General features: G+C 63.8%; 10 protein-coding genes. 4 read left to right on the top strand and 6 right to left on the bottom strand.

Annotated features, from left to right (window positions below; genetic code table 11):
• Nucleotides 1-3: 3 nt before the first annotated feature.
• Entirely contained in the window at nt 4-642 is a 639-nt protein-coding gene (gene purN / locus WIR04_RS07420; protein ID WP_338891603.1) for a phosphoribosylglycinamide formyltransferase, read from the top strand.
• 118 nt (nt 643-760) lie between these two features.
• On the opposite strand, the gene WIR04_RS07415 is transcribed toward purN, so the two are convergent.
• The 5 genes from WIR04_RS07415 to WIR04_RS07395 form a co-directional block, all read right to left on the bottom strand.
• Entirely contained in the window at nt 761-1,522 is a 762-nt protein-coding gene (locus tag WIR04_RS07415; protein WP_420883449.1) for a Nif3-like dinuclear metal center hexameric protein, read from the bottom strand.
• A 141-nt stretch (nt 1,523-1,663) separates the two neighbouring features.
• Entirely contained in the window at nt 1,664-2,998 is a 1,335-nt protein-coding gene (locus tag WIR04_RS07410; protein ID WP_025327523.1) for a sigma-54-dependent transcriptional regulator, read from the bottom strand.
• 55 nt (nt 2,999-3,053) lie between these two features.
• Entirely contained in the window at nt 3,054-4,088 is a 1,035-nt protein-coding gene (locus WIR04_RS07405; protein WP_307764371.1) for a sensor histidine kinase, read from the bottom strand.
• Nucleotides 4,089-4,193: 105 nt separating this feature from the next.
• Complete coding sequence (locus tag WIR04_RS07400; protein ID WP_025327525.1) at nt 4,194-5,615, bottom strand: sigma-54 dependent transcriptional regulator; 1,422 nt, start codon at nt 5,613-5,615, stop codon at nt 4,194-4,196.
• 245 nt (nt 5,616-5,860) lie between these two features.
• A complete protein-coding gene (locus WIR04_RS07395) occupies nt 5,861-6,709 on the bottom strand; it encodes a DUF2726 domain-containing protein (protein ID WP_338891600.1) in 849 nt (282 codons plus the stop codon).
• A 257-nt stretch (nt 6,710-6,966) separates the two neighbouring features.
• Between WIR04_RS07395 and WIR04_RS07390 the strand changes: the two genes are divergently transcribed.
• The 3 genes from WIR04_RS07390 to ppx all read left to right on the top strand — a co-directional run bounded on the left by WIR04_RS07390 (nt 6,967) and on the right by ppx (nt 11,105).
• On the top strand, nt 6,967-7,479 hold the full coding sequence (locus tag WIR04_RS07390; RefSeq protein ID WP_025327527.1) for a glycine cleavage system protein R: 513 nt from the start codon (nt 6,967-6,969) through the stop codon (nt 7,477-7,479).
• Nucleotides 7,480-7,555: 76 nt separating this feature from the next.
• Entirely contained in the window at nt 7,556-9,625 is a 2,070-nt protein-coding gene (gene ppk1, locus WIR04_RS07385; protein ID WP_025327528.1) for a polyphosphate kinase 1, read from the top strand.
• A complete protein-coding gene (gene ppx / locus WIR04_RS07380; protein WP_307764369.1) occupies nt 9,615-11,105 on the top strand; it encodes an exopolyphosphatase in 1,491 nt (496 codons plus the stop codon). Before ppk1 ends, ppx begins: the two co-directional genes overlap by 11 nt.
• A gap of 58 nt (nt 11,106-11,163) precedes the next feature.
• Here the strand turns inward: ppx and mgtE are convergent, their stop codons facing one another.
• Nucleotides 11,164-12,507, bottom strand: coding sequence for a magnesium transporter (mgtE, locus tag WIR04_RS07375; RefSeq protein ID WP_338891597.1), 1,344 nt, complete (start codon nt 12,505-12,507; stop codon nt 11,164-11,166).
• Between the last annotated feature and the right edge of the window lie 38 nt (nt 12,508-12,545).

Here is a 12,545-nt window from a genome sequence, read left to right as displayed (position 1 = left end):
CCTATGAAACGGATCCTGGTGCTGATCTCCGGCAACGGCAGCAACCTGCAGACCCTTCTCGACCACTGCGCCAGCGGCAAGATTGCCGGTGATGTGGTCGGCGTCATCAGCAACAGGGCCGATGCCTACGGGCTGGTACGCGCCCAGGAAGCCGGGGTGGCCACCGCCATCCTGGCCCAGCAGCAGTTTGCCAGCCGGGCCGAGTATGACGCCGCCCTGCTGGCGCTGATGGCGGACTATCAGCCGGATCTGGTGGTGCTGGCCGGCTTTATGCGGATCCTGAGTGCCGATCTGGTGCGTCACTTCGCCGGGCGGATGATCAACATCCACCCCTCGTTGCTGCCGAAATACCAGGGGCTGCACACCCACCAGCGCGCCATCGAGGCCGGTGACAGTGAACACGGCGCCAGCGTCCACTTCGTCACCGAAGAGCTGGACGGTGGCCCGGTGATCCTGCAGGCCCGCGTCCCCATCTTTGAAGGGGACAGTGCCGACGAGGTGGCCGCCCGGGTCCAGGTGCAGGAACACAGCATCTACCCCCTGGTGGTGCAGTGGTTCTGCGAGGGACGGCTCAAGATGCAGGAGGGCGCAGCCCTCTTGGACGACGTCCTGCTCGGCCCCGCGGGCTATGCCAGCGAATAACAGCTACTCGCTGCATGCAAAATGTAACAAGGGAGGCTTAGGCCTCCCTTGTCATTTCTATCGACCAGCGCAATTGCTGTCATCACGTCCGATTACGCCGCTGCGCGGCTAATCGGCCCTACACCGGATTGTCGATATCGATAAAGGTCACATCCAGCCCGTGTACGGTGGCAAGCCACTCCCCCAGCGCCTTGACGCCGTAACGCTCGGTGGCGTGGTGTCCGGCGGCGTAGAAGTGCATCCCCATCTCACGGGCGGTGTGGATGGTCTGCTCCGAGGCTTCCCCCGAGATGAAGGCATCTATGCCCTGCTCGGCCGCCTGATTGATGTAACTCTGGCCACCACCGGTGCACCAGGCCACAGAGCTGATGAGCTCGGGGCCGCTGTCGCCGCAGTGGAGTGGCTCGCGGCCGAGGCGATCGGCAATCAGCCTGGCAAATTCAGGCCCACTCATGGGGGTTTCCAGCTTGCCGACCATGGCCACGCTCTTGCTGTTCCAGGGCTCCAGACCGCGGCGCACCTTGATGCCGAGCAGCTTGGCGAGCTGGGCGTTGTTGCCCACCTCGGGGTGCACGTCCAGCGGCAGGTGGTAGGCGAAGAGGTTGATGTCGTGGGTCAGCAGGGTCTTGAGACGGCGCTGCTTCATGCCGGTGATCTGGGGCGGTTCCCCGCTCCAGAAGTAGCCGTGATGGACCAGGATGGCATCGGCATCCAGGGCCACGGCCGCATCGATCAGGGCCTGGCTGGCGGTGACGCCGGTGACCACCCGGCGAATGCGCTCGCGCCCCTCCACCTGCAGCCCGTTGGGACAGTAGTCCTTGATGGCGTGAGGCTCGAGCAGGTGATTGAGCACGGTTTCCAGTTTGCGATGAGAGATCATAGGAGTCCCTTGTAAAGGCGCTGCTCCCCCTTGTCTGCGATCAGGCGCTTGTCTGCAGTCACAACGGGGCCCAGGCTCATGATGCCGAGGGCCCCATGATAATCGAGCCGGGCCGGCAAGACCATGACACCGGCAATGGTGCTAGGCGGGCAGCTCTATGCCGGCGTCACGCATCTGGGCCAGCTTGTAGCGCAGGGTGCGCGGGCTGATGCCGAGCTTGTCGGCCACCTCCTTGCGGCTGCCGTTGCACTCCTGCAAGGTGTCCAGGATGATCTGGTGCTCCTGCTGCTTGAGCTCGCCCCCCAGCCCCTCCCCCGACAGACGCTCGAGGGGACGCACCAGCTCCTCGTCCGTCTCCTCCAGGATCAGGTGCTCGCAGCCTATAAGCCCCTCGGGGCAGAGGATCAGGGCCCGCTGCACCACGTTGTCCAGCTCGCGCACGTTGCCGGGCCAGGGGTGGGCCAGCAGGCGCTCGCGCGCCTCATCGGCCAGCTGCGGCGTCGGCAGCCCCTGCTGACTGGCATGGAGCGCCAGCAGGTGCTCCGCCAGCGGCAGTATGTCGCCGGGCCGCTCCCAGAGGGAGGTCCAGCGCAGGGGGAAGACGTTGAGACGGTAGTAGAGATCCTCGCGGAACAGCCCGTCCTGCACCGCCTTCTTGAGATCCCGGTTGCTGGTGGCGATGACCCGCACGTCGAGGGGGATCATCTTGCGGCTGCCGAGCCGCTCCACCTCTTTCTCCTGCAGCACCCGCAGCAGCTTGGCCTGCAACCCCAGATCCATCTCGGTGATCTCGTCGAGCAGCAGGGTGCCCCCCTGGGCCTGCTCGAACTTGCCCGGGCACCCCTGCACGGCGCCGGTGAAGGCCCCCTTCTCGTAGCCGAACAGGGTCGCCTCCAGCATGTTTTCCGGGATGGCGGCGCAGTTGATGGCGACGAAGGCCTGCTCGGCCCGGCTGGAGTGGTCGTGAATGTAGCGGGCCAGCACCTCTTTGCCCGTCCCGCTCGGGCCTGTCACCATGACGGTGGCCTCGCTTCTGGCGACCCGGGTCGCCAGCTGGAACAGCTCGGCGGTCTTGGGATCCCCGTACACCACGGCGCGCTTCTCCACCTTCTGGGCCGGCACGTAGCGGCTGACCTGGTTGAGCAGCACCTCGGGCGAAAACGGCTTGGCCAGATAGTCGATGGCCCCTTCCCGCATGGCGCGCACCGCACCGTCGATGTTGGCGTAGGCCGTCATCAGGAGCACCGGCACCTGGGGATATTGCTGGCGAATGTTGGCCAGCAGGGTGAGGCCGTCCATGCCTCCCATCTGGATGTCCGAGATCACCATGTCAAAGCGCTGGCGGGAGAGCGCCAGCAGGGCACGCTCGCCGCTGTCCACCTCGCGGCACTCGTAGCCGCCGAGCAGCAGGGTATCCACCAGCGCCTCGCGCAGACCGTTGTCGTCTTCCACCACCAGAATGCGGGCCTGGGTCATGCCACACCTCCAAAGACCGGCCCGCAGGCCTTGCACCACAGGGACAAGATGGGATTCATGCTACACCTCCAAGCTGCACCGCTTGCTGATGCAGAGGGAACGACAGGGTAAAACAGGTCCCTTCTCCGGGGACCGAGGCCACGCTGACCTCCCCCTGATGGGCACGCACCACGGATTGCACCACGGCAAGCCCGAGACCTGTACCCTGGGAGCGGGTGGTGAAGAAGGGTTCGAAGATCTGGCTGAGCAACTGGGCAGGCATCCCCTTGCCATTGTCGAGGATGCGCATCTCCACCCGGCTGCCGCTGCGCACCGCACTCACCAGCAGCGAATCGGCCCCGGCCTGCCTGGCATTGGCGATCAGGTTGTTGATGGCACCGGCCAGGGCGCTGCTGTTGGCGAGCAGGCAGAGATCCGGCTCGGGCGCCTCCATGTGCAGTGCGCAGCCCTGCTGCTGGCAGAAGGCCTCGGCACCGGCCTGCACCTCCGCCAGCAGCCCCTGTACCGAGACCGGGGCCACCACCTGATTGTCGCCGTTGCGGGCAAACAGCAGTATGTCGTTGATCTGCTTCTCGAGATCCTGCAGCCTGGCCATCAATTTTTGCTGGAACTGGGTGCGGGATTCCGGTTTCAGGGTGCGATTCGCGAGGTTGGCCGCATAGAGCATGGCGGCGGAAAGGGGGGTGCGGATCTGGTGTGCCAGGGAGGCCGCCATGTTGCCAAGGGCAGACAACCGTTTCATGTGGTTGACCCTGTCCTGCAACTGGCGGGTCTCGGTGAGATCCGTGATGAACACCAGCTGGCCGGGCTGATCCGGCAGCGGCTGGGTGGAGAGTTGCACCCGGCGCCCATCCCGCAGGGAGATCTCGTGACCGTCGTCTTCCCTGGGCTGGAAACAGCGGGCGATGATCTGGCGCCAGGCCTGCCCCTCCAGCGGCTCCCCAAGCAGGGTCAGGGCGGCCGGGTTGGCGCGGGTGATCCGCCCCTCCCCATCGAGCAGCAGCACGCCGGTCGGCAGTGCCGTGAAGATGGCATAAAGCTGACTCACTTCGTGTGACTGGAGCGGATTGTCCTGCTGCGAGATTGTCATAAAGCTGACCTCAAACTGGCGATTGGGTCAGCTTATTCAATTTCCATGCCAGTAAATTACTAGTTATATATCAATACCTTGACTATAGCCGTCAAAGCATTGACCTCAGTTGTCCTTGCTCATGCCGTACTTTTTCATCTTCTCCACCAGGGTGGTGCGGCGCATGCTCAGCAGGTCGGCGGCGCGGGCCACCACCCCGTCCTGGGACTCCAGGGCCTGACGGATCAGCTCCACCTCGAGATCCGCCAGCATCTCCTTGAGATTGAGCCCCTCCTGGGGCAACTGCATGGGCAGCGGCGCCGCAAGGCCCGGATCCAGCACAGGAGGCGTCTGGAACACGGCGGCCAGGGCATCCCGCTCGTCCATCTCAGTGAGCCGTTCGTCCCTGGGCTCGCTTGGCAGCAGACGGTAGCGACCTGGCAAGTCCGCCACATCGATGATCTGGTTCGGGTAGAGGATCAGCAACCGCTCGATGAGGTTTGACAGCTCCCGCACGTTGCCGGGCCAGGGGTACTGCATCAGGGATTCCATGGCCCGCTGGGTCAGGCGGATGATCCCCCTGTGCTGCTCCGCATGGCGGTTGAGCAGCTCCTGCAGCAGCAAGGGGATGTCGTCGCAGCGCTCGCGCAGGGGCGGCGTCTCTATGGGGAAGACGTTGAGGCGATAGTAGAGATCCTCGCGAAAACCCTGGGTGCGGATCATCGCCTCCAGATCCCGGTGGGTCGCCGCTATGATGCGCACATCGGCCTGGATGGGCTTGCCGCCCCCGACCCTGTCGAACAGTCGCTCCTGCAGCACCCGCAGCAGCTTGACCTGCATCGGCAGCGGCATGTCACCGATCTCGTCGAGGAACAAGGTACCCCCCTGGGCCAGCTCGAAGCGGCCGCGACGGGCGGCGATGGCGCCGGTGAAGGCCCCCTTCTCGTGGCCGAACAGCTCGCTCTCCAGGAGCTCCGCCGGAATGGCACCGCAGTTGATGGGCACGAAGGGGCCGGCGCTGCGGGCAGAAAGCTCGTGGATGGCGCGGGCCACCACCTCCTTGCCGGTCCCGGATTCCCCCAGGATCAGCACGTTGGCGTCTGTCTGTGCTACCTGGCCGATGAGGCGGCGCACCTCCTGGATCCCCCGCCCCTTGCCCACCAGCAGTCGCAACAGGGTCTGGCCCTTGTCGTGCACCTGCTGGCGCGGATGGAGGGAGATGAAGGCCTGACAGAAGTGCAGATGGCGCGTCAGGGACTCATAGGTATAGGGCTCGTCGCTGCCGCCGATGAAGTTGCTGTTGGGGTGATCGGCCTGCATCAGGGAGAGGAAGGGGATGCGGGGGAAGGCGGCCAGCAGCTCGCCGAGGGAGCGCTCAAGCAGCTTGCCCGTCAGTATCCCTTGCAGCGGGCCGGAGGACTCGATGGCCACATCGAGATCGGTTTCCACCACCTCCTGCCAGGGGATCCCCATAAAGGAGAGCACGGTACCCAGTTGCTGACGCCGCTGTTCATCGGCATCAACGATCAACACCCCCATAGCCATCATATTTATCTTCCTTACACCTGACGCCAAGTTATTGTTTTTAAAGTGCTTATAATAATGAGCCATGCACTGTGTTGCAGAGGGCACAAAGTGCCAAAATTCTGGCGGTTTGTCAAAACTTGTCGCGATCAGCGCAGTCCGACCGGGATGGGGATCACATTCAGACAGCCTCTGTTGGCTAGGCGCCCGGGGCGGAACGCGGTGCAGGAGATGCAGGGCGCCGACCGCAGCCGGCGCCAGAGCGGGGATCAGTGCCTGGCCTGCTCCTGGGGGGCGGCGTAACGGCACTCGGGGAAACGGCTGCAGGCGAGGAACAGACGGCCGGCATGAGGACCCTTTTTCGCTTCCCGGGCCACCAGGGGCGCCGCACAGCGGGGGCAATGGGGCACCGAGGCGGAGGCGTCCTCCTCTTCCTCGTCCGGGCCGATGAAGGGGTTGTCCATCAGCACCGGCCCCTGCTCGTCATGCTGAGGCGACTCGGCTTGTGGCGCCCTGGGCATGCGCCCCCCATGGTGGGATGCACTCAAGTCCACACCATCGAGCAGCAAGGGGTTGAAGGTCGGCTCGCGACGCTCTCCCGGCAACAGATCCTCCACCGGGAGGCTCGTCTTGACCAGCAGGGGCAGCAACAGCTCGCGCAGTTCCTCGACCTGGTAATGGCTGCTGGCCGGGATCTGCAGCAGCGGCAGGCCAGCGCTGTCACAGGCGGACTTCAGGAAGAGATCCCGCACCTTGCGCTTCTGGTGGCGATGGGCGCTGTCATCGAGTTCGACGGCGCAGAGGAAGGAGAGATCCGTCGGGTGGCAGAGCAGATAGTCGAAGCGCTTGGCGTTGATCATGTCGAACGCCTGCTGCCACTTGCCCTTGCCCAGGCGCGCCTGGGGGGTCAGCACGTCGGCGACCCGCACCTTGGCAAAGACCCGGGCCTGATCGCCGACCGCCAAGTCCAGCACCCCGAGAAAGGCGCGCTCCGCCGGGCTGAACAGGGTCTCCTGCAGCTCATAGGGCTCGGCCTTGCCCCTCTTGCTCCTGCGCCAGAGGATCACCAGCAGGAGCAGCACCAACAACACGGATCCCGATACGACAAGGCTATTCATAAACACATACCCCGTTCACAAGACATATCCAGTTCATCAAACACGAAGGGGCAACACTCTACCACGGGGGAACCCCGGCAGGCAGAGCTGAAATCAACGCCGCTCCGGCATTCGCGTTTTTTCACTAAATTTGCGTGGAGCGGGCTTCATATGGCCTGTCGCAGCAGGCACAATGCTAGAGCCTATGGACGTTTCGGCGCACAGAGTCGCAGCCAGACGTCACCCGACCCCAGGCAGTCCCATTCAAGGAGAGCAGGATGCAAAAGCAATTGGTCGTCACCGTGATCGGCGCAGACAAGCCCGGCATCGTCGAGAGCCTGGCCGACACCATCACCCGGCAACAGGGCAACTGGCTGGCCAGCTCCATGAGCGAACTGGCGGGGCAGTTTGCCGGCATCCTGCACGTCGCAGTGCCGGATGAACACTACCGCAGCCTGTGCGAGGCACTGGTGATGCTGCCGGGTCTCACCGTGAGCTTCGCCGAAGGCCAGCTCAGCCCCGAACCCGCCCACCAGCTGATGTTGAGCGTCACCGGCAACGACAGGCCCGGCATAGTCCACGAGGTGGCCAGCATACTGCGCCAGCTCAACATCAACGTCGCCGACCTCACCACTGGGTGTGAGCCGGCCCCCCACTCCGGGGCCCCGCTCTTCTATGCCCATGCCCTGGTGGCCCTGCCCCCCCAGCTCGAACTCGACGATCTGATCGCGGCGCTGGAGTCCCTCTCCGACGATCTGGTGGTCGACATCGATCACGATCTGACCGAATAACGCGGGTTGTCATAAATTTGTCATGGTTTGACGCCATAACTTCCGCGCAGACGCAACCTGAGTACAGAGGCACCAGATGAGCACCGACAAGCAGTATGAAGAGAAAGAGCTTAGCTGGCTCTCATTCAATGAACGGGTGTTGCAAGAGGCAATGGACAAGACGGTCCCCCTCATCGAGCGGGTCCGTTTTCTGGGGATCTTCTCCTCCAACCAGGATGAGTTCTTCAAGGTACGGGTCTCGGACGTCAAGCGCCGCATCCTCATCAACGAGGTGCACGGCGGCGACGACGAGGCCAAGGTGTTGCTGCGCGCCATCCAGCAGAAGGTGATGGCGCTCGGCGAGGCGTTTGACAACACCTACAAGGAGTTGCTGATCGCCCTGGCCCGCCACAACATCTTCCTGGTCAACGAGAGCCAGCTCTCCGAGGCGATCCAGCAGTGGCTGCGGGTCTTCTTCAAGGAGAAGGTGCTGCGTCACATCATCCCCATCCTCCTCAACAAGGAGGTCAACCCGGTCAAGTTCCTCAAAGACGAGCACACCTATCTCGCCATCGAGATGAAGAAGAACGGCCAGGTGATCCAGTACGCCCTGGTGGAGGTGCCGACCGACGATCTGCCCCGCTTCTTCCAGCTGCCGCCGGAGGGGACCCGCCGCAAGAAGCAGATCATCATCCTGGACAACGTCATCCGCTTCTGCCTCGACGAGATCTTCAAGGGCTTCTTCGACTACGACGAGATTGCCGCCTACGCGGTGAAGCTGACCCGGGATGCCGAATACGATCTCTCCGACCAGTTGGACCTCAGCCTGGTGGACAAGATGAGTGATGGCCTCAAGCAGCGCCTCACCGCCATGCCGGTGCGCTTCGTCTACGAGCGGGAGATGCCCGCGGCCATGATAAGCTTCCTGAAGCTCAAGCTGCAGATCAGCTCCTACGACGCCATCATGCCGGGCGGGCGCTATCACAACTTCAAGGATTTCATCGGCTTCCCCAACGTGGGCCGGGACTATCTGGAAAACCCCAAGCTGCCGGCCCTCGACTGCCGCGACTTCGACGGCTTCGTCAACGCCTTCGACGCCATCACCAAGCAGGACATACTGCTCTACTACCCCTATCACAAGTTCCACCACTTCACCGAGCTGGTGCGCCAGGCGGCGTTCGATCCGGCGGTCAGCGCCATTCGCATCAATATCTACCGGGTCGCCAAGAAGTCACGGATCATCCACTCCCTCATCGACGCCGCCAACAACGGCAAGAAGGTGACAGTGGTGGTGGAGCTGCGCGCCCGCTTCGACGAGGCGGCCAACATCGACTGGGCCAACATACTGACCGATGCCGGGGTCAAGGTGGTGTTTGGGGTACCCAGCCTCAAGATCCACTCCAAGCTCTGCCTCATCACCCGGCATGAGCATGGGGAAGCGGTGCGCTACGCCCATATCGGCACCGGCAACTTCAACGAGAAGACCGCCAAGATCTACACCGACTTCTCCCTGCTGACCCGCCACCCGGACATCACCGCCGAGGTGGAAGGGGTGTTCGAATACATCGAATACCCCTATAAACGCTACAAATTCAACCACCTGCTGGTCTCCCCCATCAACAGCCGCCGCCAGCTCTATCGTCTCATCGACAACGAGCTGGCCAACGCCAAGGCGGGCCAGCCGAGCGGCATCACGCTCAAGATCAACAACCTGGTGGACAGAGACCTCATCAACCGCCTCTATGCCGCCGGTCAGGCCGGGGTGCCCATCCAGATGATCATCCGCGGCATGTGCGCCCTGCGTCCCGGGGTACCGGGCCTCAGTGACAACATCCAGGTCATCAGCATCATAGACCGCTTCCTCGAGCACCCGCGGGTGATGGTGTTCCACAACAAGGGCAACCCCCAGCTGTTCATCTCCAGCGCCGACTGGATGAGCCGCAACATCGACGGCCGCATCGAGGTGGGCACCCCCATCTACGACGATCGGCTGAAACAACGCATCCTGGACATCCTCGAGCTGCAGTTGAGCGACACCTGCAAGGCGCGCGTCATCGATGCCGACCAGAAGAACGAGTACGTGAAGCGGGGCAACCGCCGCAAGGTTCGCTCCCAGGTTGCGATTTACGACTATCTCAAACGTATCGAGTCAAACAATGGACAATAGTCTGTACGCCGCTGTCGATCTGGGGTCGAACAGCTTCCACATGGTCATCGCCCGCCTCAACGAGGGGCGGATGCAGATCGTCGATCGCATCAAGGAGCGGGTTCGCCTCGCCGAGGGGATGGATGAGCAGCGCCGCATGTCGGCGGAGGCCATGAGCCGGGGGCTCGACTGCCTCGCCCTGTTCGCCGAGCGGCTGACCAACATCAAGCCGGATCAGATCCGCATCGCCGGCACCTACACCCTGCGCCGCGCCAGCAACGCCCGCGACTTCGTGCGCGAGGCGGCCGAGGTGCTCAACCACCCCATCGAAATCATCAGCGGCCAGGAAGAGGCGCGCCTCATCTATCAGGGGGTCGCCCATACCCAGCACATCGAAGGCCAGGTGCTGGTGGTGGATATCGGCGGCGGCAGCACCGAACTCATCATCGGCGAGGGCTTCGAACACAAGGCCCTCACCAGCCGCAAGATGGGCTGCGTCAGCTTCACCCAGAGTTTCTTTGCCAATGGCAAGCTGAGCGAGAAGGCCTTCAACAGCGCCGTGCTGGAGGCACAGCATCAGCTCGCCCCCATCATCAACCAGTACCGCAAGCTGGGCTGGCAGAGCTGCCTCGGCAGCTCGGGCTCCATTCGCACAGTGCGCGACGTCTTACAGGGGGAAGAGTGGACGGATGGCGCCATCACCCTGGCGGGACTGGAGCGGCTGAAAGAAGAGATGCTCAGGCACAAGCGGGTCGACCAGCTCAAACTCGCCGGCCTCACCGAGGAGCGCCAGGGAGTCTTTGCCGCCGCCGTGGCCATACTGCTCGGGCTCTTCACCTCATTGCCCATCGATCGGATGGAGTACTCCGACGGCGCACTGCGCGAGGGGCTGCTCTATGAGTTCGAGGAGCGGCTGCAGCACCACGACATTCGCGAGCGCACTGCGCTGGCCCTCAGCTCCCACTATCACATCGACAAGCGCCAGGCCACCCGGGTGGAGCAGAGCGTGCTGGCCCTGTTTGATGCCCTGAGCGATCCCTGGGAGATGCCCATCGAGCCCTATCGCGCCATCCTCGGCTGGGCGGCGAGGCTGCACGAGATCGGTCTGGCCATCAACTACAGCGGCATCCATCGCCACTCCGCCTACATTCTGCAGAACACCGATCTGCCCGGTTTCAACCAGGACGATCAGGCCCTGCTGGCCGCCCTGGTGCGCTTCCAGCGCAAGGGGCTCAAGCTCTCCGAGCTGCCCGCCCTGCCCAACCACGACGAGCAGACGGTGCTGCGCTGCATCCGCATCCTGCGTCTCGCGGTGGCGGCCCACCACAGACGCCAGGACAACCTGCTGCCAGAGTGGCGGGTGCAGGCCGCCGGGGATCAGCTGGTGGTCACCCTGCCAACCGACTGGTGCGAGGAGAACCGCCTGCTGATCCAGAACCTGGAGAAGGAGCACCGCTATTGCCAGGAGCAGGGCTGGCCCCTGCTGTTCCAGCTTGGGTGATCGTTCACCTCAAACGAAAAAAGGCAGCCGATGGCTGCCTTTTCGCTTTCTGCCGTTGTCACTGCAGCTCGGGCAGCAGCCACTTGGCGATTTCGAAATAGATGATGAGGCCGGTGCCATCCACCAGGGTGGAGATGAAGGGGGCCGACACCACGGCCGGATCGATGCGCAGACGACGCAGCACCATGGGGATGATGGAGGCGACCGCGGCGCTCCAGAGTACGATGGCGATGATGGTCAGGGTGACCACCATGCCGATCTGGGGGCCGACCCCCAGGCTCCAGGCCCGGATCCATGCCGCAACCGCAATGGCGGCCGAGATAAGCAGACCGGTGGAGAGCTCTTTTCTGAGCACTATGCCGAGGTTTTTCAGGCTCACCTCCCCCACCGCCATGGCCCGCACTATCGTGGTGGTGATCTGAGTGCCGCTGTTGCCGCCGGTGCCGATGAGCAGCGGGATGAAGAAAGCCAGGGCGATGGCCGCCTCCAGCTGCTCCTCGAAGGCCCGCAGCACTGTGCCCGTGTAGGCCTCCGCCACGAACAGGATGAGCAGCCAGCCCACCCGCTTGCGCCACAGCTGCCAGGGAGTGGCCTGCAGATAGGGCGTATCCAGGGGAGATGAGCCCCCCTGCAACTCCGCATCCTCAGTGGATTCGAGCTCCAGGATGTCGGCGGCGTCATCCACGTGGAAGACCCCCACCAGGCGCCCCTGATCCTCCACCGGCAGGGTCGAGATGTCGCGATCGATCAGCAGGCGGGCGGCCAGCTCCTGATCCGCCCGGGCGTTGATCCGCACCGCCTCCCGCTCCATCAGCTCGCTCACCGGCCGCAGGGGATCGGCGATCAGCAGGGACTTGAGGGAGACGCTGCCAAGCAGGCGCCGCTCGCCGTCGACCACATAGAGGTGCTGAAACAGCTGGGCCTTGTCCCAGGCATCGTGGATCCGCCGCTTGGCGCTCTCCACCGTGGTCCCCTGGTCGACGGCCAGGTACTCGTGGCGCATGTTGGCACCGACCGACTCGCTCGGCCAATCGAGCAGGGCATCGTAGATGGCCTGCGCCTGGGTCGGGAAGCGGGCCAGCAGCCTGGTGCGATCCTGAGAACCCAGCTTGCGCAGGATGGCCACCATCTCGCGCCGGGGGATGGCCTCCTGCAGCACGCCCACTATGCTGCCATGCAGGCGCAGCAGCAGCTGGCCTGCGCTCTCCGCCGACAGGGCGCCGAGCAGGGCGGCCCCTCGCGGCGCAGGCAGGGTATCGAAGACGCAGTTGAGCTCTTCCGGGCGCAGGGTCAGCAGTTGATCGGCCCGCTGCACCGGGTCCAGGTTGTGGTCGAGCCAGCCCTGCAGGGCGGCGAGATCGAGCAGTTGATGACGGTTGAGCAGGGTGTGTGTTTTCTTCATCACAGATATCCTCATGTGATTTCAGGCAGGGCCTGAAG

Source organism: Aeromonas rivipollensis, assembly GCF_037811135.1.
GTDB lineage: Bacteria > Pseudomonadota > Gammaproteobacteria > Enterobacterales > Aeromonadaceae > Aeromonas > Aeromonas rivipollensis.
This window is presented reverse-complemented; position numbering and strand designations above follow the sequence as displayed.